At 38.8% G+C, this 25462-nt stretch carries 19 protein-coding genes, 1 tRNA gene and 3 pseudogenes; 14 read left to right on the top strand and 9 right to left on the bottom strand.

From position 1 onward, the window contains the following. Positions 1-14 precede the first annotated feature (14 nt). The 6 genes from I6F10_RS05570 to I6F10_RS05545 form a co-directional block, all read right to left on the bottom strand. Positions 15-1370: a sodium-dependent transporter gene (locus tag I6F10_RS05570; protein WP_138488731.1), complete on the bottom strand. Its 1356-nt coding sequence runs from the start codon at positions 1368-1370 to the stop codon at positions 15-17. 204 nt (positions 1371-1574) lie between these two features. Beyond that, on the bottom strand, positions 1575-2867 hold the full coding sequence (locus I6F10_RS05565) for a sensor histidine kinase (RefSeq protein WP_149591799.1): 1293 nt from the start codon (positions 2865-2867) through the stop codon (positions 1575-1577). Positions 2868-2886: 19 nt separating this feature from the next. After that, positions 2887-3591, bottom strand: coding sequence for a response regulator transcription factor (locus tag I6F10_RS05560; protein WP_165742699.1), 705 nt, complete (start codon positions 3589-3591; stop codon positions 2887-2889). Between the two features lie 24 nt (positions 3592-3615). Continuing rightward, on the bottom strand, positions 3616-3999 hold the full coding sequence (locus tag I6F10_RS05555; RefSeq protein WP_149591801.1) for a DUF3019 domain-containing protein: 384 nt from the start codon (positions 3997-3999) through the stop codon (positions 3616-3618). Continuing rightward, entirely contained in the window at positions 3989-4771 is a 783-nt protein-coding gene (locus I6F10_RS05550) for a MipA/OmpV family protein (protein WP_231619887.1), read from the bottom strand. The genes I6F10_RS05555 and I6F10_RS05550 overlap by 11 nt, the downstream gene beginning before the upstream one ends. Positions 4772-4935: 164 nt before the next feature. Continuing rightward, positions 4936-5739, bottom strand: coding sequence for a hypothetical protein (locus I6F10_RS05545; RefSeq protein ID WP_188085382.1), 804 nt, complete (start codon positions 5737-5739; stop codon positions 4936-4938). A 112-nt stretch (positions 5740-5851) separates the two neighbouring features. On the opposite strand from I6F10_RS05545, the gene I6F10_RS05540 reads away from it, so the two are divergent. Both I6F10_RS05540 and I6F10_RS05535 read left to right on the top strand, forming a co-directional pair. Further along, positions 5852-7006 (top strand): serine hydrolase domain-containing protein, encoded by a 1155-nt coding sequence (locus I6F10_RS05540; protein ID WP_197098574.1) that lies wholly within the window; start codon positions 5852-5854, stop codon positions 7004-7006. Beyond that, entirely contained in the window at positions 7003-7503 is a 501-nt protein-coding gene (locus I6F10_RS05535) for a SixA phosphatase family protein (RefSeq protein ID WP_002963152.1), read from the top strand. Before I6F10_RS05540 ends, I6F10_RS05535 begins: the two co-directional genes overlap by 4 nt. Before the next feature lie 82 nt (positions 7504-7585). Here the strand turns inward: I6F10_RS05535 and yhbY are convergent, their stop codons facing one another. Continuing rightward, positions 7586-7882, bottom strand: coding sequence for a ribosome assembly RNA-binding protein YhbY (gene yhbY / locus I6F10_RS05530; RefSeq protein WP_002963153.1), 297 nt, complete (start codon positions 7880-7882; stop codon positions 7586-7588). Between the two features lie 88 nt (positions 7883-7970). On the opposite strand from yhbY, the gene rlmE reads away from it, so the two are divergent. The 8 genes and pseudogenes from rlmE (at position 7971) to I6F10_RS05490 (ending at position 16049) form a co-directional block, all read left to right on the top strand. Beyond that, positions 7971-8600 (top strand): 23S rRNA (uridine(2552)-2'-O)-methyltransferase RlmE, encoded by a 630-nt coding sequence (rlmE, locus tag I6F10_RS05525; RefSeq protein ID WP_002963155.1) that lies wholly within the window; start codon positions 7971-7973, stop codon positions 8598-8600. Positions 8601-8666: 66 nt separating this feature from the next. Beyond that, positions 8667-10601, top strand: coding sequence for an ATP-dependent zinc metalloprotease FtsH (ftsH, locus tag I6F10_RS05520; RefSeq protein ID WP_138488736.1), 1935 nt, complete (start codon positions 8667-8669; stop codon positions 10599-10601). A gap of 78 nt (positions 10602-10679) precedes the next feature. Further along, the gene (gene folP, locus I6F10_RS05515; RefSeq protein ID WP_197098573.1) at positions 10680-11525 is read left to right on the top strand and encodes a dihydropteroate synthase; all 846 of its coding nucleotides are present in this window, start codon (positions 10680-10682) and stop codon (positions 11523-11525) included. After that, positions 11525-12874, top strand: a complete 1350-nt coding sequence (gene glmM / locus I6F10_RS05510; protein ID WP_197098572.1) for a phosphoglucosamine mutase — start codon at positions 11525-11527, stop codon at positions 12872-12874. The genes folP and glmM overlap by 1 nt, the downstream gene beginning before the upstream one ends. Positions 12875-12945: 71 nt before the next feature. Next, a complete protein-coding gene (tpiA, locus tag I6F10_RS05505; RefSeq protein ID WP_197098571.1) occupies positions 12946-13695 on the top strand; it encodes a triose-phosphate isomerase in 750 nt (249 codons plus the stop codon). Position 13696: 1 nt separating this feature from the next. Further along, on the top strand, positions 13697-14050 hold the full coding sequence (secG, locus tag I6F10_RS05500) for a preprotein translocase subunit SecG (protein WP_002962769.1): 354 nt from the start codon (positions 13697-13699) through the stop codon (positions 14048-14050). Positions 14051-14130: 80 nt separating this feature from the next. After that, a tRNA-Leu gene (locus I6F10_RS05495) sits at positions 14131-14215 on the top strand. Between the two features lie 208 nt (positions 14216-14423). Further along, a pseudogene (locus I6F10_RS05490) lies at positions 14424-16049 on the top strand (methyl-accepting chemotaxis protein). 224 nt (positions 16050-16273) lie between these two features. Here the strand turns inward: I6F10_RS05490 and I6F10_RS05485 are convergent. Then, positions 16274-16681 carry a phosphate ABC transporter substrate-binding protein gene (locus I6F10_RS05485; protein ID WP_197098570.1) on the bottom strand — a complete coding sequence of 136 codons (408 nt, stop codon included), beginning with the start codon at positions 16679-16681 and terminating at the stop codon, positions 16274-16276. A 12-nt stretch (positions 16682-16693) separates the two neighbouring features. Beyond that, a pseudogene (locus I6F10_RS05480) lies at positions 16694-16951 on the bottom strand (hypothetical protein); the annotation flags it as partial. A 94-nt stretch (positions 16952-17045) separates the two neighbouring features. Here I6F10_RS05480 and I6F10_RS05475 point away from each other — a divergent pair. The 4 genes and pseudogenes from I6F10_RS05475 to I6F10_RS05460 all read left to right on the top strand — a co-directional run. After that, positions 17046-18386, top strand: a pseudogene (locus tag I6F10_RS05475) (TonB-dependent receptor); the annotation flags it as partial. A gap of 265 nt (positions 18387-18651) precedes the next feature. After that, positions 18652-19773, top strand: coding sequence for a 4-phosphoerythronate dehydrogenase (locus I6F10_RS05470; protein WP_197098569.1), 1122 nt, complete (start codon positions 18652-18654; stop codon positions 19771-19773). Positions 19774-19821: 48 nt separating this feature from the next. Further along, positions 19822-20838, top strand: a complete 1017-nt coding sequence (locus I6F10_RS05465) for an aspartate-semialdehyde dehydrogenase (protein WP_024594855.1) — start codon at positions 19822-19824, stop codon at positions 20836-20838. A gap of 354 nt (positions 20839-21192) precedes the next feature. Then, positions 21193-25263, top strand: coding sequence for a FimV/HubP family polar landmark protein (locus tag I6F10_RS05460; protein WP_197098568.1), 4071 nt, complete (start codon positions 21193-21195; stop codon positions 25261-25263). The last annotated feature ends 199 nt before the right edge of the window (positions 25264-25462 follow it).

Here is a 25462-nt window from a genome sequence, read left to right as displayed (position 1 = left end):
GGCTAAGGTATCATTTAGCTTAATAGTGAATGTAAAAACACCATGCCAATAGCAAGTGGACATACAAACTTAGTATACCAAGGCCATATTTTCCAAAACAATGTATTGTGAACTTCAGGGTTACCCTCTTGAATTGCTTTTAGTAATGAGCCTCTATACCAAATCCAGCCTACAAATATACAACACATAAGACCAAGTAAAGGCTGAGCTACTTTTGTAGTGAGAGTGATTACTAAGCCAAATAAGCTGCTAAGGTTACACACAATTGTAATACTGACGATAGCGATTAGCGCCCCAATTAACCACGTTGCTTGAACGCGTTTCATCCCAAAGCGCTCTACGGTGTATGATACTGGCGCCTCTAACATTGAAATAGATGATGTTAAAGCGGCAATACTCATTAACGCAAAAAATGAAAAACCCACAAATAAGCCAACTTCGCCCATTCCATCAAATAAAGCGGGGAGTACCTGAAACACTAATGTATCTTCAGAGAGTAGCTTACCCGTTGTGGCCGAGAATATTTCAACGCCTTGAGCTTGTGCTACGTACATAGCCGGAATAATCAGTAAACCTGCAACAAAGGCTATAAATACATCAATAAGGGTCACATAGGCACCTAAAGAAACGAGATTTTCTTTTTTACTAATGTACGAGCCGTAAATAATCATTACGCTAGTGCCAAGCGATAAAGAGAAGAAAGCTTGCCCTAGTGCACTTACTAATAGTTTTGCGTCAAAAATAGATGAAAAGTCAGGAACTAAGTAGGCTTTTAAGCCTTCCATAGCACCATCTTGCGTCATCACATAAGCAATAAGTGCAAATAAAATGCCTAAAAGTGCAGGCATTAAACGCTTAGACCACTTTTCAATACCGTTTTCAACGCCTCTACTTATAATAGCGACAGTTAGTACGATAAAGATCATAGTGAATATAATATTTCGAGTAAGTGATTGCTCGCTTAACCATGTAGATGCTGTGTTGGCACCAACTAAAGTGGCTATGGGTTCAGCTGTGGCGCTGAGCATCCAACCGGCAACAATGGCGTAAAAGCTTAGTATAAAGCCAGCGCATAAAATACCGCCAAAACCAACAGCAAAAGCAAAGTGTTTTTGCCATGGCTTATTAGATATTTTTTGAAGAGATGACACTGCGTTTGCTTGGCCATGACGTCCAATCATAAGTTCAGCCATTAAAGCGGGGTAGGCTAAAAAGAACGCAAGCACTAAATATGCGACTAAAAATGCAGCACCGCCATTACTGGCTGTTTGTGTAGGGAATCCCCAAATATTGCCCAAACCAACGGCAGAACCCGCGGCGGCCATAATAAAACCAAAGCGAGAGCTAAACTCGCCTCTAACTGCGCTCATATTATTGTACTTCTCTATTGTGTGACGGCGGTGACAATCTACTGGAAATGTAAAAAAATAAAAAGTGCTTATTTGCTGATCTAGCACAAATTAATAAGTAAAGTGTATGTTATAACCATCGATTTTAATTGTTGTTATTAAGTCGTTTAAAATAACGAGTTGATTTTGTTTAATAATTGTTAATTACAGTCTGTAACTATTGCTTTACGGATTATGGTGCTGTGCAATAGTGAGGGTAAAGCACGCACCACCTAGCTGGGTGCTTTTAGTTACTTTAACGCTGCCATGATGCCAATCAGCTACTTTGGTAACAATGGCTAAGCCAAGGCCATAACTTTTATCGGCTCTGTTACGGTGGTCTTCCTCTCTAAAAAATGGGCTAAATACGTTACTAAAGTTTTCTTGTGCGATACCTGGGCCGTCATCTTCTACCGTTATTATAAGCTGTTGCTCGTGTAACCTTGCACTGAGGTAAATATGTTGGTTTGCAAAATCACATGCGTTAGTTAATAAATTAGTAATTGCACGAGCCAACCAGTGAAGATCTGCATTTATTATTTTATCTGTACTATTGAGTTGTACGTTGAGCATTTGCATTTCAAGTTTTGGTGCAAGTTGAACTAAAATATCTTCAAGGTAGGATTTAATATTGGTTGATGAATAGGTCAGTTTGTTCGCGTTTTGTTCTAAAGTAGCAAATGCTAAATAGCTACTAAGCATCGATTCCATATGATCTAAATCGTTCTCCATACGGATTAAATACTGTTTTATTTTTTGCTCATCATGGCTATCTAATGCCGCATCTAAACCAAATCGCAGGCACGCGATAGGGGTACGTATGTCGTGAGACAAGCTTGAGGCCATTAGTTTGTTTTCGGCGACAAGTTTCTCTATTTGGCTAGCCATGCGGTTAAAAGTAAGTTCTACGTCTTTTATATAGGTAAAGTGCGATACTTTTATTCGGGCTTGAACATTACCTGAGGCAAACTTTTTAGCGGCTTCGTTTAAGACAGTCAGCCGTTTAGCTAAAGGGGCGATAATAAACCCCATAAATACACATAAGCCTGCGTAAAATAGTAGAGTTAATATAATGTCGTTATGCTGCTCGCTATCAAAGATTTTATCTAAACGCATTGATAAGTGAAAAGGATTTAAAACGTCGCTACTATAGAGCATATAAAAGCCTTGCTGATCCTCTAAAATCAGCCCACCTGGCGTGTGCATTTGTAACAATAGCGAAGGTGGTAAAGCGAGTGACTCATTTGGCTTGTAGTCAATTAAAACATCAAACTCTCGGGCTAGTTGTTTCACATAATCGCTGCGCTCAGATGTAGGTATGTTAGCTAATTGCTTATTAAAACCCATGATCATTTTACTTTGCTGACTAAATTCATCTTGTGGGGTATGCGCTTGTTGACTAAAAGCATCAATAAGCCAGCCCAATACCACAATAGATAAAAGTGCACTGCCTAGAAGCGATATATAAAACTTTTTCATTTATTTATTCATCGCTCTATTACCACGCGGTAGAAACAAGTAAATAGCCACGGCCCCAAATGGTTTTAATTTTTTCAGGGTTTTGTGGGTCATCATTAAATTTTTTACGAAGTGCAGAAATAAGTACATCAACACTTCTATCAAGCCCGTCGTACTCTCTACCTTTCGTCGCTTTAAATACGGCATCGCGTGAGACAACTTGACCTGCATTACTTGCAAGGTAGTGCAATAATAGATATTCGGCGCTTGATATGTTTACATCTTGCTCGTTAAGGGTCACATTTCTTGATTCGGTATTAATACTAAGCGTACCAACTTGAATAACGCTTTGGCTAACCTGTGGCTTATTTGGCTCATTGTTTTGACGCAGTGCTGCTTTTATTCGCGCTAGCAATGCACGTGGACGCACCGGTTTCATTATGTAGTCGCTTGCGCCAACTTCTAAACCAATAACTTCATCCATCTCTTCATCGCGTGCGGTGAGCATTATAATAGGCGAATTATAAAAGCTACGAAGCTCTCTACATACGCTGATACCATCTTGCCCCGGGAGCATAATATCAAGGAGTACAATATTTGGATTTAACGTTTTGACCTGGCTAACAACTTCGTCACCACGATGACAAACATGCGTTGTATAGCCTTGCTCTGTTAAATATTCAGCAACCCATTGCGCTAGTGATGCATCGTCTTCAACAAGTAAAATAGTCCCGTAGTTATCCATAAAATATCCCTAATGCGATTGGTATTAAAATAGTCGCCAGCGGCGTTTTTTTTGTCTGTTTTGATAAACCCATTGTAGTTTTACTTCTGCTGTACTGATGACTTTGGATGTATTGCTATCAAATAGTTCAAATGAAATACTTTGCTGTGAGTCAAAAGCATAATTAAAAGTACCACTTTGTTGCTTTAGCCAACATTGCATAATGTACTTTGAAGTTGCATCGCGTAGGCAGTAATTACCAATGATAGGTTGCTCCCACGTAAGTGTGACATCGGCATAGCAATTACGCCCTTCGCGCAGTGCAACACAAGTGTCGGGTAGTGCTATGAGTGCTTCAGGGGGCTCCTGCGCTTTAACAGTAAAGGTACTGGGAAAGATCAGTAATACCCAAATCCATCTAAAATACATAACGTAGGCCTACCTTGGCTTTATGCTGATATCCTTGGGAAATAATGGGGCTGTCGTCAATTTCTTTTGAAAACCATGTAGTGAGCCAACCGGATAAAAACACCCAATCTTGGCTTATTGGATATTCAGCATGGAACTCAAAGATAATACTCGTACTGGCATTGCTGCTATAAATCGGGCGAAGGCTGGTGGCTTCATCGTTATCAATGCCAAAGTAATAATTGGTAAAATCGGCAGAGTAGGCGCTTAAACCAACACCAGATCTAAACTCCCAGTTTCGCCATGGCAAAATGTGGCTAAAAAAGCTATTTATAACCCAGCCATTATGAGCACCAGATACGTCATGAAGGTATTCAAAGGAGAATTGTGAGTTTTCAAATCGGCGGGTGAGCCTAAGACCAACATCAAAATCGTAATTACGTTTCTTAATACCTTGAAGCTCTTTTATAACACCGTGGTTATAAAACCCGAGGCCTTTTTCGTCAAACCCGGCTTGAGTATTTGTGCCAAGTATATCTAAGCCCCAATCAAATTTATCTATAAGACTGTAACCAATTACAAGACCACCGCTGAGTTGATTGTGATCAAAATCAAGATAAAATTTATCGTAAGAAACAGCAAGACTTAAATCAAGCTCAACGCCTTTATCGTAAGATTCGATACCGATTAGGTAGGAATCTTCAATATAAAAGCCCGCACCAGCACTCCAATCCCACGCAAAGCCTTGGGTTGGCTCTAACGTGTTATCGGCATAATAGCGGTTACTTGCCATACTTGTGGTGCTAAAAATAAAGCAAAAAAGCAATGTTATGCTCGCTAAAGTATGGTTAAGCAAAGTGTTTCTCATCCCTAAGGGCCTAATTATTATTTGTTATTAAGCGTAGTATATTGTTAATTCGTCCCTTTAATCTGTAAAAAAATGTAGTAAGTATAAATTTACTGAACTTTAATTTTATCGATTAATATACTGCTTAAGTAGAACTGCATCATAGGCGTTAATGCGCTTACTTCTGTTCTGTTACACGGACCACTAAGCTTAGTAAGGCTTGATAATTTTGACAACGTTTTGTACTGAGGAATTTGAATGTCTTTTCCAAGTCTTTCCATGCGGGCTTCATCAGTATTTTGCTGATGGACAAAAGCGACAACCTCAAGCTCATTAGTTATTTTTTGCTCTTCGGTGAAACTATAAACTAGTGGCTCACGATGAAAACTAGCACTATCAATAGAAGATTTAGCAAACCAAACAACATCACCCGATGCTTTGTGTGTGAGGCGCATACTTACTTGTGCAAATATTGCAGCACATTCCTGAGTTGGGTATTGCTGAGCAATATCTGAATATAATGTAAAAGGGTTCTCAGGTTGCTTTATTGCGTACTTAACATCGTCAGTGAAGGTTAAATCAAGTTGCTGAATAGTTAGTGTATAGTCGCTGTTATTTTTAGTGGTTACTTTTAGCTGTTTATCGTTAAGTGCTTGGCTAATTTGTGATAAAAGTTTATCGGTTACACTTGCCTTATCGGTAATAATTTTTACTGTTTGGTTTCTAATTACCTTATGTGCAGGAAGTTGAACGGATTTAACTTTTGGTGATGAGTGCCCTGTGGTGTACTCAAGCTGGTAGGTCTGGCTTTTTAATGTTGGCTTTAATGGCATAGCCAGTGGTTCGGCCGGCTGCTTTGTAAGAGTACAACCAGTTGATAATATAACAAAAAGTGACACAACGAAAAAACGCATAAGTACTAAACACTCACTAAAAACCAAATAATCGTCGTATTGTACGTTAGTCCAAACAAAACTTCATGATATTATCTACATAGATGTAGTTAAAAAGATAAATTTTATAAAAATGAAGTATCTCAAATCTTTATTGTATAGCCTACCTGCTTTGTGTTTGTTGTTTAGCTCTGTGAGTTTTGCAGCAAAAGCAGATCCTGATTGGGATGCATTTGTAAAAAAGTACGGCCGTTACGCACAAAAAAAATTAAAAAGTAAAGGTATACCCGGTGCAGCGCTTTCGATTGTAAATGCAAACAACTCTGATTATATCCACACTATGGGTGTTACTAAAGCACGCAACGGGAAAAAAGTTAATAAGCATACTCGGTTTAGGCTCGCGTCTGTTTCTAAAACATTTGCAGGCTCGTTATCAGCTAAATTAGCCAGTGATGGCTTACTTGAACTAGACAAAGCTGTTAGCGAATACATAACTGATTTTAAAGGGACTGTTTATCAAGATGATTTAAAGGTGTTTCATCTTTTAAGCCATTCAAGCGGGTTAGTGCCTAATGCATACGATAATTTAATTGAGTCTCGTATGGATTACCCCGGAATTGTCGAAAAATTACTTAGCGTTAAACCTATTTGTAAACCAGGTGAGTGCTATGGCTATCAAAACGTAATGTTTAGCCTCATCGGTGATGTAATATTGCAAAGCAGTAGTAAAAGTTACGGACAGTGGTTACGAGAAGCTATTTTTGAGCCTTTAAAAATGAGTGATGCCAGCTTAGGTTTTGAATCTATGATTCAGGATGAAAATTACGCATTACCACACGTGCGCGGTACAAAACGTTGGTATAGCGCTAAGCTTAAAAAAAATTATTATAAAGTGGGACCTGCAGCGGGTGTAAACGCAAGTGCAAGTGACATGGCCATTTGGTTAAAAGCCCAGCTAGGGCAATACCCTGATGTTTTGTCATTGGATACTCTCGCAAAGCAAACGCGTCCTTATACACATACAAAAAAAGAAATGCATCGCAGGGTGTGGAAAAAACACCTTAATGAGGCTTATTACGGACTAGGTTGGCGGGTTTATAATTACGCTGATGAAACGCTTTACTATCATAGTGGCTGGGTGCAAGGATATAGAAGCGATGTGGTTGTGTTTCCCCACTTAAATGTTGGTTTTAGTTTAATCGTTAATGCTGAAACCGGCGTAATAAATGAATTAACAACTGAATTTATCGACAGGCTATTAGAATACAAACGAGGTGAAAAAATATGAATAAAATAATATTAGCAATCACTTTTTTAGCCTTGTCATTTAATTGTAGTTTGGCATTTGCCGCACCTGATGAGGTATATTTGTTTCGTCATAGCGAAAAGTTAACGGGGAAAAACCCAGCGCTCTCAGAAGAGGGGAAGGCACGTGCAAATAATTTAGTTACTTTGTTTAAAGAACATCAAAATATACATCTTTTTAGCAGCAACTATAAACGCACGTTGCAGACAGCCGCACCTTTGCAGGCACATTTTAATACCAAATTAAATGTGTATAACGCAGGTGAGCTAGGTGATTTAAAAAATGAGTTACTCAAACTAAAGGGTGTAGTTGTTGTTATTGGGCACAGTAATACTACGCCGCAACTGGCTGAACTACTCTCCAATGAAAAAGTGCCAGCTATGAGTGAGACACAATTTACTCAGTATTTTATATTGCATAATAAGCCCAGAAGTAATGGCACTGATTATGATGTAACGCACCATACAATGAGCTTTTAAATTAAAAAGTGTTATATAACAAAAAACCAGCATTAAGCTGATTTTTTAATTTAAACGTGCTAAATCCTTTAAATAGGATTAATTAATTACGTGGTAAATGTATTTTTTTCTCAACACTTTGACGATAAAGCACAATAGTGTGACCTATCGTTTGTAGCTTAGTCGCACCAGTTTCACGTACGATTGCTTCAAAAATAAGTGCTTTTGTTTCACGATCATCAGTTGGAACTTTAACTTTGATTAATTCGTGAATTTCTAATGCACTTTGAATTTCGACTACTACGCCTTCGGTTAAACCGTTAGAACCTAGTAAAACTACAGGCTTGAGGCTATGTGCCTGACCTTTTAAAAACTGCTTTTGTTTGTTTGATAATGTCATGTTTATACAAATTTTGCTGAATATGGCTTGAATTAAGGGTATTCTAACGCCATCTAGAGAATATTACTAATTAGTTGCGTGTTAATTTATGACAAATAAAAAACAGTCAGCCAGTTCACAGCGATGGCTGAAAGAACATTTTGATGATAAATATGTTCAAGAAGCGCAAAAAAAAGGCTGGCGTTCACGAGCGGTTTTTAAATTAGATGAAGTACAAAATAGAGATAAGTTACTTCGCCCTGGTATGACCGTTGTTGATTTAGGAGCAGCTCCAGGAAGCTGGTCACAGTATTTGGCAGAAAAAGTAGGTGACAAAGGTCAAGTAATTGCCTGTGACATATTACCTATGGACTCACTTGCGGGTGTTGACTTTTTACAAGGTGACTTTCGTGAAGAAGCTGTGTTAAATGCGTTGCTAAAACGTATTGATGGTAAAAATGTTGATGTGGTACTCTCTGACATGGCACCAAATATGAGTGGTAATAACTCAGTAGATCAAGCGGGTAGTATGTATTTGGTAGAACTTGCGCTGGATATGTGTAGTCAAGTACTAAAGAAAAATGGCGCATTTATTGTTAAGGTTTTCCAAGGTGAAGGCTTTGATCAATACTTGCAAGATGTACGTAATAGTTTTAAAGCAGTGAAAATACGCAAACCTGATGCCTCACGTGCCCGTTCTCGGGAAGTATATATAGTAGCGACTGGATACAAACTGTAGTACAGTTGCTTGGCGTTTAGTTGAATTTAAATTAATTGGATACAAGAGGTTAACCCCTTGAGCGATATGGCGAAAAATTTAATACTATGGCTGGTGATTGCAGTTGTGCTGATGTCAGTCTTTCAGAGCTTTAATGGTGGCGAGCAAGTTGATCGTCAAACAAGTTACACTCAATTTGTTAAAGATGTCCGCAGTGGCTCTTTACAAGAAGTTATTATCGACCGCGGTACAGGAAATATTACTGGTACTAAGAGCAGTGGTGAGCGTTTTCAAACAACGATGCCAATGTACGATGAAGACTTAATAAATGATTTACTTAAAAATGATGTAAATGTGAAGGGGGTACAACCTGAAGAACAATCATTCTTAGCAAGTATATTTATTTCTTGGTTCCCGATGATACTGCTTATAGGTGTATGGATATTCTTCATGCGTCAAATGCAAGGCGGTGGCGGTAAAGGCGCTATGTCATTTGGTAAGAGTAAAGCCCGTTTAATGAGCGAAGATCAAATTAAAACCACGTTTGCAGATGTTGCTGGTTGTGATGAAGCGAAAGAAGATGTTACCGAATTGGTAGACTTTTTACGTGACCCTTCTAAGTTTCAAAAGCTTGGCGGTAGTATTCCTAAGGGCGTACTAATGGTTGGTCCTCCTGGTACTGGTAAAACTTTACTTGCAAAGGCTGTTGCGGGTGAAGCGAAAGTACCGTTTTTTACAATTTCTGGTTCAGATTTTGTTGAAATGTTTGTCGGTGTTGGTGCGTCACGTGTACGTGATATGTTTGAACAAGCTAAAAAAGCGGCACCTTGTATTATCTTTATAGATGAGATTGATGCGGTTGGTCGTAAACGTGGCGCAGGTATGGGCGGCGGTAACGATGAACGTGAGCAAACACTCAACCAAATGCTAGTAGAAATGGATGGTTTTGGTGGTAACGAAGGTATTATCGTTATTGCGGCAACTAACCGACCAGATGTTCTAGACCCTGCATTACTTCGTCCAGGTCGTTTTGACCGTCAAGTAGAAGTAGGTTTACCTGATATACGTGGTCGTGAGCAAATACTTAAAGTACACATGCGTAAAGTGCCATTAGGCGATAACGTAGAAGCGGCTCTTATAGCACGTGGAACACCAGGTTTTTCTGGCGCTGATTTAGCGAACTTAGTAAACGAAGCTGCACTTTATGCTGCACGTGGTAATAAACGTGTTGTAAGTATGGCTGAATTTGACGCTGCTAAAGATAAAATCATGATGGGCGCAGAGCGCAAAACCATGGTGATGAGCGAGCAAGAAAAAGAAATGACAGCATATCACGAAGCAGGCCACGCAATTGTGGGCCGTATGGTTCCTGAACATGATCCAGTTTACAAAGTATCTATTATTCCACGTGGCCGTGCGCTAGGTGTAACAATGTACTTGCCTGAACAAGACCGTGTTAGTCATTCAAAAGAACTTTTAGAATCAATGATTTCAAGCCTTTATGGTGGCCGTATTGCTGAAGCGCTTATTTATGGTGCTGACAAAGTAACAACGGGTGCAAGTAACGATATTGAGCGCGCAACTGATATTGCACGTAAAATGGTTACACATTGGGGTTTAAGTGAAAAGCTAGGTCCATTGCTTTACGCTGAAGATCAAAACGAGATGTATATGGGTGGTGGCGGAAGCCGTGCATCTAGTATGTCGGATGATACTGCTAAAGTAATTGATGCTGAAGTACGCTTGTTTTCAGATCGTAACTACCAAAGAGCAGAAGAAATATTAAAAGAAAATATTGATATTCTTCACTCAATGAAAGACGCGTTAATGAAATACGAAACAATCGACGCTAAGCAAATTGATGATTTAATGGCACGCCAACCAGTGCGTGAGCCGCGCGATGCTCATGACCGCCATGAAGCTAAGCCGGTAAAAGAGCAAGAGCCAGTGCTTGATGAAAGTCAAAAAGCGGATGATTCATCGAAAAAAGATGAAACAAACCTTGATGATAAAGCTGAATAATCGTTAAAATAGTAATGAAAGCCCCGAATTTCGGGGCTTTTTTGTATCAGCTATTTAGAAAAAGAATAAAGGTTGGCAATGACTAATATATTAAAGCTTCCCAGAGGACGTACGCTCAATATTGAAAAGCCTGTTATTATGGGAATATTGAATGTAACGCCAGACTCATTTTCTGACGGCGGGCAGTTTTTAGACCCTAAAATAGCGCTAAAGCGCGCAATGCAATTATTAGATGACGGTGCGCAAATTTTAGATATAGGGGGAGAATCTACCCGCCCCGGCGCGCCAGATGTGAGTTTAAAAGATGAACTTGCCCGAGTAATTCCTGCTATTAAAGCGATACGTGAGTACAGTGATTGCGTTATTTCAATTGATACTAGTAAAGCGCAAGTTATGGAGCAAGCAATACTCGCTGGGGCAGATATAGTCAATGATGTAAGAGCTCTACAAGAAATAAACGCCTTAGAAACGGTTGCGCAGTATGAAGATGTAGCAATTTGTTTAATGCATATGCAAGGGCAACCCCGCAGCATGCAGTGCGCACCTCATTACGACAATCTGTTTGCAGATATAAATATGTTTTTTAGTGAACGTATTAAAGCATGTGAAACAGCAGGGATTAAGTTTGAGCGACTTATTCTAGACCCTGGTTTTGGATTTGGAAAAACACTTAGCCATAACTATCAAATATTGGCTAAGTTTGATGATTTTAACAAGTTAGGTTTGCCATTATTGGCCGGATTATCTCGTAAGTCGATGATAGGTAATCTATTAAATAGAGAAACAAATGAGCGATTAGCGGGCAGCTTAGCAGGTGCGCTAATCGCAGCGCAAAATGGCGCAAAAATTATTCGTGTACATGACGTTAAAGAAACAGCAGATGTACTTGGTGTATATCAAGCCTGCGAGAAAGGAATTGCATAATGAAAGAAAGAAAATATTTTGGCACTGACGGCGTACGTGGTTTAGTAGGTACAGCGCCTATAAACCCTGAGTTTGCAATGAAGTTGGGTTGGGCTGCTGGGCGTGTATTATCGCAAAGTGGTACTAAAAAAGTCATTATAGGTAAAGATACGCGTATTTCGGGCTACATGCTTGAAACTGCACTTGAGGCTGGTTTAATTGCCGCTGGTATTGATGTTGTATTACTGGGTCCAATGCCGACACCTGCAGTTGCGTATTTAGCGCAAACATTTCGTGCTGAGGCAGGTATTGTAATTAGTGCCTCACATAATCCGTATTACGATAACGGTATTAAGTTTTTCAATGGTCAAGGCTTAAAGCTTGATGATGCAGTAGAGCTTCAAATTGAAGCGATGCTTGATGAGCAAATGACCTGTGTTGCTTCAGATAAACTAGGTAAAGCTTCGCGTTTAGTTAGTGCAGACGGCCGTTATATAGAGTTTTGTAAGAGCCAGTTTCCCCAAGGTTTGTCTTTAGAAGGTCTTAAAATTGTTGTCGATTGCGCAAATGGTGCTACATACCATATAGCTCCTTCTGTCATGCGCGAACTTGGCGCAGAAGTAATAACACATGCATGCGAGCCTAACGGCGTTAATATCAACCATGAATGTGGCGCTACTCACGTAGATACCCTTAAACGTAAAGTACTTGAACTTAAAGCCGATGTAGGTATTGCATACGATGGTGATGGCGATCGTGTAATGATGGTTGATCATAATGGTCGTGTATTTGATGGTGACGATTTAGTTTATATTATTGCTTGCCAAGCTGCCGAAGATCACATGCTGGGCGGTGGTGTAGTCGGCACTGTTATGTCTAACATGGGCCTTGAAAATGCTTTGAAAGCAAAAGGTATCGAGTTTGCTCGCAGTAAAGTGGGTGATCGCTATGTAATGGAATTACTACAGCAAAAAGGCTGGAAAATTGGCGGTGAAAGCTCAGGCCATGTATTAAATTTAGATTTAATTAGCACGGGTGATGGCATTATATCAAGTTTGCAAGTACTTGCAGCTATGGTTGCACAAAACCGTACACTACAAGATTTGGGTGCTGGTTTTACTAAATATCCAATGAAAATGATTAACGTGCGCTATACCGCTGGAACAGATCCGACAAAAGCGCCAGAGGTACTTTCAGCTGTAGCAGAAGTTGAGCTTGCTTTAGGCGACAAAGGCCGAGTTTTACTGCGCAAATCAGGTACTGAACCTGTGGTTCGTGTTATGGTTGAAGCCGAGCAAGAAAAAATTGTAATAGACAGCGCTCAAAAAATTGCAGCTGTTGTAGAATCTATGAGCAAACAGACTGATTAATAACAATAACCTCTTGTAACTTTGGGCGAGAAAAGTTAATATCTCGCCCGCTTTCTAATGTGGAGTGGAAAATGGCAATACGCAAGGCGATGGTCGCAGGCAACTGGAAAATGAATGGTTCGTTAGACCTAGTTAAACAAATGTCTGATGCTATTAACGATGTAAAATCACAAGAGATGGACATTGTTTTATTTCCTCCATTCCCACTTGTACCAGCGATGATAGCTAGTGGTGTTTCTACAGGCGCTCAAACTGTTTCTGAAAATACACCTGGTGCGTTTACCGGTGAAGTAGACGGACAGCTTCTAAAAGATTTAGGTGCAACTTACGTACTCGTTGGTCACTCTGAACGCCGCAGTATTTATAACGAAAGTAATGAAACTGTCGCTGAAAAGTTTGCTAGAGCACAAGAAGTTGGGTTAACACCAATTTTATGTGTTGGCGAAAGTGAAAGTGAGCAAGAAAACGGTCAAACCGAACAAGTAGTTGCTGCACAAATTGATGCAGTAATTGAAAAGTTAGGTGTAGCAGCACTGAAAGATTCTGTGATAGCATACGAGCCCGTTTGGGCCATAGGCACAGGTAAGACTGCATCGCCAGAGCAGGCACAAACTGTTCATAAATTTATCCGTGATAAAATTGCTGCACTTGATAGCACTTTAGCACAAGGGCTTACCATCTTATATGGTGGTAGCGTTAATGAAAAAAATAGCGAATTATTATTTGCACAAACAGATATAGATGGCGGCTTAATTGGCGGCGCAAGTCTAAAAGCAGAATCTTTTTCTGCAATCTGTAACAGTGCAAAAGGGACTGTATAAGATGTACGAAATTTTATTAGTAGTTTATTTAGTTGTGGCTTTAGCTCTAGTTGGAATGGTTTTAATTCAACAAGGTAAAGGCGCAGATATGGGTTCTTCATTTGGCGCTGGTGCATCAGGCACGGTTTTTGGTTCGTCAGGTGCTGGTAACTTTATGACAAAAACAACCACAAGCTTAGCAACAGTATTTTTTGTTTTAAGCATTGTGCTAGGTAACCTAACTGCAGGTCAAATTAAAAAGACTGACGAGTGGGAAAACCTAGAAGCAGCTCCTGCAGTGGAAACTGTAGTTCCTGTTGAAGAAGATGTTCCGGTAACATCTACGAAAGAGCAAAGCTCTGACGTACCGAACTAATTTAGCGTAATGTTATCGTTAAACGATTTATACTCCTCAAATAAATCATATGTTTAACAAATAAGCGAGAGCTTAAAAATGCGGATGTGGTGGAATTGGTAGACACGCCACCTTGAGGGGGTGGTGCTTTCGGGCGTGGGGGTTCAAGTCCCCCCATCCGCACCAAATTTAGAAACCAGTAACAGAAATGTTACTGGTTTTTTTGTGCCTGCAATTTAAATTGAATGTTATTTGTACTTTCTTTTTTAAAGGGCAATTAGTTATGTAGAATTTTGAATTATTTGTAAAAAAAACTAGAAATATTACAAATTTAGTTAACACTTATGAGTAATAAGCCGATAATAGATTTAGACAATAAAATAAGCTATTCACAATGGCTTCAGGCTTCTCTTTTCAAAATCTCAGCATAAGTAAAAAAATACATGCGATTACGAGTATTGCTGTCGTTGCATTTTTAGTGATTGTTCTGATCAACTATTTTGCTATGAATGATAATAGAATTGCACTTGATGAAATGGAAAAATCATCCTACAAAGTTGTTAAGTTAACATCAGCTAATGTTGGTATTTTAGAGAAGCTGGACGAACTTTACACCCAAGCCGTAACATTTGGTGAGCAAGATTTAGTCGAGAAAGCATCTGACACATACAAGCAACTTGAATTGAATATTATTGCGATAGAAAAAATAAATGCCTCTTACATTCACAGTGACACTAAAGAGCAGCTCGCAAATTACGAAAAAATATCAGCGACTATCGCAAATGGCATGGTAAATGGAACAGCAGATTTTAGTAAAATTCAACAACAAGCACAGAGGAAAACAGCGCTTTATAACGATGTCCTAGAAAAGTTTAAGGCAGCACAAGTCAAAGCTGACGATCGTTTTTTTGAACTTGTTGCAAGCACAAAGGACCGCTCTGATTACGCCCTTACGTTAATGTTAGTTGTTTCTATTGTATCGCTTATTTTATTGCTCTTTATGGCTATTTGGATAGCTAAGCGAATTGCTTCTTCGGCAAGTGATGCGGCAAATAATTTAAGCTTATTAGCAAGCGGTAAAGGCTCGCTAAGCACTAAATTGACAGTTAACTCTGAAGATGAAATAGGTCAAGTATCTATAAACTTCAACTCTTTTATTGGCATATTGAAAAAAACGGTGTTAGAAATTATCGCGGTTTGCGAACCGTTAATGGAAAACTCTACTCGCTTAGTGCAGGGGATGGAACAAGCGGAGCGTGCAACGACTAAATAAACCACTGATGCTGAGATTGTAAAGCAATCGATGGAAGAGATGAAACAGAGTGTAGGAGATATCTCTCAATCAGCTGCAAGTGCTTCTCATGCAGCGCAAACGGCTGAGAAAGAAGTTGAGCAAAGTCGAACTCAAGTACAAACATCAGTAACCGCTTCTCGTACGTTAAGTGATGAGATTAATCACGCTGCTACAACTATAAATAAATTAGCAGACGATACAAAAAATGTGTCGCAAATATTAAATGTTATTACATCAATAGCGGAGCAAACAAATTTACTTGCACTTAATGCTGCCATTGAGGCTGCCCGTGCTGGTGAGCATGGCCGAGGCTTTGCTGTTGTTGCTGATGAAGTTAGAGAGCTTGCATCGCGAACTGCTCACTCTACAAATGAGATTAGAGAGCTGTTGACTACTTTAACTGAAGCGGCTAACGAATCAGTTACTGCAATGACGACTGCAAGAGATATGGCTACAGATAATGCAACTGCAGCAGAAAAAACAGGTATTTCTATAGAGAAAATTGCAGAGCAAATGTTAGAAATAAATGGAATGAACTCACAAATTGCTGCTGCCACAGAAGAGCAAACATCAGTTGCTGCTATGGTTGTAGAAAACGTGACAAACATGCACGTATCATTTGAAGATACAATGGACTCGCTAACAGCTGTGAGGGATGTAGCTAAAAACCTTCATTACCTTTCAGATAACCTATTAGATGCCACGGCTAAATTTAAAATTGAGTAATGTAACTGCACCAATTCGCAGTAATGCTTATTCATTTTGAGAGGGCAGGTCAGACGCTAGCCACGTTAAAATTTCTTATTTAGAATACTAAATAAGAAATTTTTGCCTTGCTATTGAACAGTTTTTCTCCCTCAAAATATCTTACTTAATTGAGCGAATTGTTATTAAAGTTTAGTTATAAAAAAACCACCGATTAGGTGGTTTTTTTAATTTAATAATAGCAATTAAAAGGTAGCAATCACTTTAACTTTATCAGTTGCTCTACTGCTATCTATATAGCCGATTGAATCACCATTAGCGGCAACAAAGTCAATGACAGCTTGAGCTGAGTCAAACTTTTCAGGCGGTGTCCCTTTACCTGTAAAAACAAGTTTTGACCAATAGGCATTTAATTGGCTGCTCGATTTACCTACCACTTTAGAATTGAATTCATCAGCAATAGCGGTACCGTTTTGAGTTGCTGGGTTGACCTTATTGCCGTTATCAAACGACTTGGCCTTTCCTAAGTGAATTTTCTTAATAGTCTCTGCATCGAGTGCATTTGCATTACCAGGATTTACAATTACTGCAACTTCAGCCAAAGCACCGAAAGAACATAATGAAAGCGCACTAGCTAGGATTAATTTTTTCATATTCCGCTCCAATTAAAATACTAAATCAACACCAACGGCTACTACATCCGTTTCAGTGTCAGTGATGTCATCATCAAATCGACTAAAGTCAATTTTAAATGCAGCTGAAGGGTGGAAGTCATAACGTGCGCCAATTGTGTATACGTTACTCTCTGCACGCATGCTCTCTAGGGCAAAGTTCACTGTAGTATTTAATAAAGGAATTGATTCAAGTGTATTAAAACGTGACGAATCATGTTTATCATCATTTTTTTCATAGGTGAAGTGAATGTAGTGGTCAATAAAATTTGGCCACAGTTTTAGAATCTTTGTATCTGACCTCAGACTCATTTGGCGCTAAACCGGCATTATAATTATGTGGTCTGATGATTTAGGCACAACCGTTGCAGGTATTGAATCAACTTCTTACTCAGGTTGGGGCACATCGTTCTCGGCTGATTGGGCAATTAACGATACTTATACTACTAAGTTTATCTCAAGCTACCGTACATCTGAGTATGAAGGTGGCCTAGATGACGATGCATCACCTTTAAACTTATCTGAGTTTCCAGAAGAGGGCGGAGCTGATCAGTACTCGTTTGAAATTCAACTAAATGCAACATTTGATAATATGGACTTTGTGTCAGGCCTTTACTTTTTTAATGAAGATGGCTTTACACGTTCAGGCCCATTTGTATTCAGCCCATTTAATACACCCAATGGCTTATTGAATGACGGAGTAACAGAATCATTTGGTGGTTACGGCGATTTTGAAATTAACCAAGAAACTAATTCTTACGCAGCCTACTTTAATGCAAGCTATGATTTAACTGACGATTTAACCGTTGGTGGTGGTCTTCGTTATTCAAAAGATGAAAAAGATGCAAATGCTATATTCCCATCATTTCCTACTCGTAAGTATGTAAGTGCAGATTTTGATGCAGTTACCTGGGATGTAAATGCATCTTATCAGCTTAGTAATAATATGAATGTGTATGGCCAAATTCAAAAAGGCTACCAAACAGGTGGTTTTCCACCGCGCCCATTTGGAGGGCCAGACCAGTTTGTATCATTTGACGAAACGAAAGCGGTTAACTATGAAATGGGTCTAAAAGGCCAAGTACACGAAAATGTATCTATGATGCTTGCGGTATTTGTGACTGATTACACTGATTTAGCATTACCGTTTTCAGACCCAACAGCAGGTGGCGGTTTCGTAACAATTGTAGAAAATGCGGGTCAGTCTAAAGCACAAGGTATTGAGCTTGAAACAACCGTCGCTATTACTGATGACTTTACTATTCGCAGTGCAGTTGGTTATTTAGATTCTGAAATAACAGAAGTGGCTGAGGGTGTACAAGGTATAGGTAAAGGCGATTCACCAGCACTTACACCACGCTGGACTGTCATGGTTGCACCTTCTTACTTTATGGATTTAGAGAGCGGCGCAACACTTGCATTTAATGCTAACTATTCGTACCGAAGCGACATGCAAGGGCAATCAGTTTATAACCAAAGTGAGACAATAGATTCACGTGAACTAGTTGGTTTTAATATTTCCTACACTAATCCATATGGCGATATGGAAGTTACACTGTATGGTGAAAACGTTCTAAACGAAGTTTACGATGTTGGTCGTCTACAACAATCAGGTTTTGTTGGCGTAATGCGTAGTAATGATCGAAGTGAATTTGGTTTGAAATTCAAAAAAGACTTTGAGCTATAAACTAAAATCAAGTAAATAAAATATAATGTAATTGAAGTTTATTTTGCATAATAAAGGCCGAATCATGCTGTGATTCGGCCTTTGTGTATTCAATAGTAAGGTTATTATTTGCATCGTTTAAATTCCTAATTTTAATTGCTGATTTAAAACAATCCACATCCCCATTTTTGAGTGTTTGTATTAACTAAAATGCGCCTTTTTAGTTTGTGTAAAGGCTAGGTTGTTCGCTACAATGGCGCCTCTTAATTGCCAAACGGACTCTGTAATGAAAATTCTTGCCGATCAAAATATGCCTTTAGTTGAGCAGTACTTTGCAGACTTTGGTGAGGTTGAGCGTTTTGATGGTCGTAAATTAACGCCTGAACAATTAATAGATGTAGATGTTCTTCTTACTCGTTCGGTGACAAATGTTAATCATGAACTTTTGGTACAAGCTGACAAGTTGAGCTTTGTAGGTACTGCCACAATCGGCATTGACCATATTGATACGCAATTACTGCATGATAGAAATATTGCTTTTACAAGTGCACCTGGTTGTAATGCGGTTGCTGTAGCTGAATATGTAATTAGTAGCTTATTTGCATTAAGCCAAGAAAATGCGCGTCCATTGTGTGGTCAAACAATTGGTATTGTAGGGATGGGCAACATTGGTACATGTTTGGCGCAAAAATTAAAAGCATTAAACGTAGTTGTACTGCTGTGCGATCCGATTAAGCACGAACAAGGCTTATTACAAGAGCATGTAGCGCTTGATGAGTTATTAGCGCAGTCAGATGTTGTTACTTTTCACGTTCCCCTTGTTAAAAGTGGCGAGCATAAAACACTGCACATGATGGGTAAAGAGCGTTTAAAGGCACTTAAGCCAGGAACCACGCTAATTAATGCAAGCCGTGGCGATGTAATTGATAACCAAGCATTACTTGAGGTAATGGAAGCTGGGGCTGATTTAGATTTAGTACTTGATGTATGGGAGAAAGAACCCAATATTTTAACTGAATTACTAGAGCATGTTCGTTACGCTAGTGTGCATATTGCAGGGCATACACTTGAGGGGAAAGCTCGTGGTACACAAATGTTGTATCAAAAACTGTGTCAGCTCAAAGGTGTTGAGGCGATTAAATCGTTGGATGATTTTTTACCAACACCAGCCGTTACAAATGCAACTGTTACGCAAAGCCTTAATGAGCAAGATATTGCCCGTTTAGTGCATTTAATTTATGACGTTCGCCGCGATGACGGAATATTACTTCGTCGTCTAGAGAGCGACGGCTTTGATAGTTTACGTAAAAACTATCCTATAAGGCGAGAATTTAGCACCTTATTTCTACAAGGTGATAGCCCACAATTAGCAGCACTTAGCCAGCTTGGCTTTAGCATAGCTGAATAATTATTTAACTAACGATGTTGTTTTAATGTCGTTTATAGAGGAAGAAATATGTCGCAAAAATATAACGTTGCCGTACTTGGCGCTACTGGTTTAGTAGGCCGTCAAATCATTGAAACGCTAGCAGATCGTAAGTTTCCTGTTGATCAGCTTTTTTTACTTGCTAGCAGCCGCAGCGCAGGTGAAGATATAAAGTTTCGTGGTGAGACCATTGAAGTACTTGACGTTGAAGGCTTTGACTTTAGCCAAGCGCATATAGGTTTGTTTTCTGCTGGTGGCAGTGTATCTGAAAAATATGCTCCTATTGCTGCTGAAGCCGGCTGTATTGTAATCGATAATACATCGCACTTTAGAAATGATTTTGAAATACCACTCGTGGTGCCAGAAGTTAATGCTTCAAGCCTAGCTGATTTTAGAAATCGTAATATTATTGCTAACCCTAACTGTTCAACTATTCAGATGATGTTAGCACTTAAACCAATTTATGATGCTTACGGAATAGACCGTATTAATGTATCTACTTACCAAGCTGTATCGGGTGCAGGTAAAGACGCGGTTGATGAACTTGCAAAGCAAACAGCTAATTTGATGAATGCACGCCCTATGGATAATAAAGTATTTCCAAAGCAAATTGCATTTAACGTTATTCCTCAAATTGATAGCTTTGAAGATAATGGCTATACGCGCGAAGAAATGAAAATGGTAAACGAAACTCATAAAATTTTGGGTGATACCACTATTGCAGTGAACCCAACGTGTGTACGTGTTCCCGTATTTTTTGGGCACTCAGAATCAATTAATATTGAAACGCGCATGCCTTATGACTTTGAACACGTTAAACAACTTTTAAAAGACGCGCCTGGTGTCGAGCTAATTGATGATGAAGGTGACTACCCAACAGCAGTGTCTGACGCTAGTGGTAACGATACTGTGTATATAGGTCGATTACGTGCTGATATTTCTCATCCTCATGGATTAAACATGTGGGTTGTAAGTGACAACACTCGTAAAGGTGCTGCAACTAATAGCATTCAAATTGCAGAAGAGCTTATTGCCAATTACATGTAATAGTTAATTGCGCTAAACATGCTTTTGAAGCGGTAAACAGTAGTTGTTTGCCGCTTTTTGTTTATATGGCTTGTCAAATTTTTGCCGTTTAATTTTAAAAATACAAAAACTGATTGATAACACTCAATAAATTAATATTTATAAAGATGTTTTAAGGCATTTATTTTCAAGGTGTTGCGATGGATATTACGCTCTAACTGGTTTATAGTTTGTAATTGGAATAGAGCTTGCAATAAAAATAGATTGTAATAATAAATGCGAGTCAGTCATTTGGCTGATAATAGCAATAATAAACAATATTTATGCACTTAAGTTTTAGGTGTTTTATTAATATTTAAATATTAAAGGATCAGCATGCGCGGTTTAGCTACACTTATTATATTAGCGTCTGCATTGATAGTAACGCCAGTTTACTCTCAGGACAGTACCCAATTAAAGGGGCCTAAAGGCGTTGACTATGGTGCGCAAGGGCGATCAATTGGGCCAATTAAACCAACTGATACGCTTTGGCGTATAGCGGCTAAAGTGCGCCCAGACAATTCTGTCAGTATTTATCAAGTTATGCAGGCTTTGTATAACAAAAATCCCGATTCATTTTTAGAACAAAATCTTAACCACATTCAAAATGGTACCTATTTAAAAATCCCTACCTTAGCCGAAATAAAAGCTGTAAATACGCAGCTCGCAAAGCAACGCTCTGAGCAAGATGATGCATTATGGGAAAAGAAAAAAAATGGCACGCTTACACAAAGCGAAATTAACTCAGCGCAAACAAAAGTAACTCAAGCGCGTAAAATTGATGTAGACGATGCTAAAAAAGAGATACAGAAAGAATTAAATGAAATAAAAACAGAGCAAGGTACTAAGCTTGTTGAGTTACAACAACAGTTTAAAAGCTCAGTTAGTAATGTAGAAGAGATTTTAGTTGAAAATAATAATCTTAAAAAACAGTTATCAGGAATATCTAAAGAGCTCGAAAACTTACGTTTGCAATTAGGACAAGACAGCGAAATTCAAAATCAGTTAAAAGAACTCATCGTTAAACAAAACGAGATTATTGCCCAACAAAAAAAACAAGAAGTAATACCAAAAGAGTCATTTGATTTTGGCTCATTATTTTCAAACCCCATAGTACTGGGCTTGTTAATGTTTATTCCTGGGTTACTGATTATTTTTGCAATCGTTATGTTTTTACGCAAACGAGCAAGTAATCAAGAAGAGCCGCAAAACGATGATGACTTTTTACCACAAACCCCAACTTATACTGGCGATGATGATTTAGGCCCAAGCTTAAATGACGATCCAATTGTACCTGACCCTTTAGATGACTTGAGTGTTCAATTAGATGATAGTCTCGAAAGTGATATGTTGCCTAATGATGATTTAGACGACGGCTTAGATGATTTTTCTGGCGACGAAAATTTACTTGATCAGGATGAGCTCGAAAGCTTGCTAAGCGATGACATTGTTTTTGATGATGAAAATACCGATGACGATGATGAGCTCGATATTTTTATGCAGCAAGGGTTTGATCAACCTTCAGATGAAAACGCTGAAGATATAGATTTAGACTTATCTGATGACTCAATTAACAATGACGAAATCCTAACTAATGACGATTTAGATAGCTTGTTTGATGAAGACGATAGTCTACCTGAGTTTGATGCACCGCAAACAAGCGAAGCTTTAGAGGATGACAGCTTAGAATCTCATGATGAAATGGCGGCTTTAAGTGAAGAGCTTGCAGATGAAGATAATTTTGATATAGATGAATTATTAGATCAAACATCAACAGAATTAGATACCTCAAATAACACTACAGCTGAACTTGATACAAGCGACGACTTTGATTTAGACGACATAGATAGCTTAATTGATGAGGCTGCAGTTGATACTGCAGATGACTCATTAGTTGAGGAAAGTGACGACTTTGATTTAGACGATATAGATAGCTTAATTGATGAAGCAGTAGTTGATACTGCAAATGATTCATTAGTTGAGGAAAGTGACGACTTTGATTTAGACGACATAGATAGCTTAATTGATGAGACTGCGGTTGATACTGCAAATGACTCTTTAGTTGAGGAAAGTGACGACTTTGATTTAGACGACATAGATAGCTTAATTGATGAGGCAGCAGTTGATACTGCAAATGATTCATTAGTTGAGGAAAGTGACGACTTTGATTTAGACGACATTGATAACCTAATTGATGAGGCAGCAGTTGATGCTGCAAATGATTCATTAGTTGAACAAAGTGATGGCTTTGATTTAGACGATATAGATAACCTAATTGATGATGAAGTAAAAAATTCAGATGTAAGAGATTCAGAAATTGATAATGCATTGGCAGACTCAGTTGAGGATTTAGCAGATGCTCAAGAAGAATTAAATGTTGATGATATTGAGTCGCTTGCTTCATCATTAAATGAAGAGCCCGAGCTTGACGATGAGCCTGAACTCGCAGAAGAACCTGAGCTTGAAGAAGAGCCTGAGCTTATAGAAGAACCTGAACTTGACGATGAGCCTGAGCTTGAAGAAGAGCCTAAGCTTGTAGAAGAGCCTGCGCTTTACGATGAGCCTGAACTCGCAGAAGAGCCTGAGCTTGAAGAAGAGCCCGAGCTTGACGATGAGCCTGAGCTTATAGAAGAACCTGAGCTTTACGATGAGCCTGCGCTTGAAGAAGAGCCTGAGCTTGACGATGAGCCTGAGCTTGTAGAAGAACCTGAGCTTGTAGAAGAACCAGAGCTTGACGATGAGCCTGAACTCGCAGAAGAGCCCGAGCTTGAAGAAGAGCCTGAGCTTTACAATGAGCCTGAGCTTGCAGAGGAACCTGAGTTTGCAGAGGAACCTGAGTTTGAAGAAGAGCCCGAGCTTGACGATGAGCCTGAACTTGCAGAAGAACCTGAACTTATAGATGTAACGGTTGATGATTTTTCAGATACATCAGAGTCGCTTCTTGATCCTGAAGATGCGCTTGAAGAATATACAGATGATACTTTAAAGAGCGTTGATGAGCTTTTAAATGAGCTACAACAAGCGACGGATGATGACTATATAGAAACACCAGATTGGTCTTTAGATGAGCTTGACGACGATCTTGAAGAAATAGAAGTAGATCTTGGTGACGATCCGTTAGCGGGCGACGATGACTCAGATCTTACCAAAATTGAAGAGCAGCTTGATAGCGATCTTATAACGCCAAGTGAAGAGTTAGATGAATATCCTGAACTTGAATTAGACGATGATCATTCATTATTGGAGAATGAACCTTCGTTTGAGCAGCAAGAACCTAAAGAAAATGCACCGCGTGAAGAAAATGCAGTAGCACTTAGTCAAACAGAGAAAGATCTCGCAAATGCGCTTTCTGAAAATGCTAACTTAGATAGCTTAGAAGATGATTTTGATGATGAACTATTAATTGATAATGACTTCTCTGAATCAGAAGCTAAGGTTGAAGACGAGTCGTTTGATGATGATTTACTGCAAGAAATTAATGACGGAATTGATTCTGTTGAACCAGTTAGTATAGAAGAGGATACTAAACCTCTTAACCTTGATGAAGTTCAAGAAACACTAGAAAGTGAGTTGCCATTTACCCCCGAAGAATTACAAGGTGATGATTTAGACGGTGAGGCGCAGGGAGTCGCTTCCAGCCAAGCTGAGCAGGACTTATCAAATGCGCTTTCTGAAAATAATGATTTAGATAGTTTAGAAGACGATTTTGATGATGAAATTTTAATTGAAGACGATTTTTCTGACTTAGATGTTGAGTTTGACGAAGATACTTTAGAGCAAGCGCTACCTGATGAGTTATCAGACGAGCAGCAAGAGCAAACAAATGCAGAGCGCGAAGCACAGTTAACAAACTCAGATGAAGCAGGTAGCACTGATATTAGCTCTGACGATGAACTTGATGAAGAGTTTATGTCAAATTTGACGCAAACTGATTTTGATTCATTACTTAGTGAGTTAGCGGAGCCTGAAGGATTAAGTGCTGAGGATAGCAGTGAATTTGATGTCGACTTTGACAGCTTGCTAAAAGAAGACTTAGAGGAAGATGACTCATTAACTACAAAAGAGCCACTTGTTGAAAGTAGTGATATTGAGCAACTTGATAATGATGAATTTGTAGATATAGATTCATTATTAGAAGAAAGTGAAGAGGCTGAACTTGAACACGAACCTTACACCGACGTTAATATGGATGTCGGTTTGAGTGAGTTTGATGCATTACTTGCTGGTGATAACCCAACCGATGTTGATGCTGAAAGTGGTGGCTATTCAGCTAAACTAGATTTAGCGCGTGCTTATATTGAAATTGATGATTTTGATTCTGCGCTCAAGGTCATTGAGGATGTCATCAACAAAGGCCCTGAAGAAGTTCAAGAAGAGGCACTTAGTTTAAAAGCGAAACTAAAATAACAAATTGTTTTAAAAAACCCTTAATTGGTCATTCTAATTAAGGGTTTTTTTATGGAAGTTAGTTTAATTATAACAAGGAAAAGCAACGTATTAATGAAGCGAATTTTATAGTATGTAATTGTTATAAAAGAATAATTCACATCGTGATTATTAAGTTATTTGATTCATTAAAATGATCATGTTTTTAATAAAAAGGGTA

It is taken from the genome of Pseudoalteromonas sp. SWYJZ98 (genome assembly GCF_015864495.1).
GTDB classification, from domain to species: Bacteria; Pseudomonadota; Gammaproteobacteria; order Enterobacterales; family Alteromonadaceae; genus Pseudoalteromonas; species Pseudoalteromonas distincta.
Note: the sequence above shows the minus strand (reverse complement) of the source record. Positions and strands in the feature narration are given on the sequence as shown.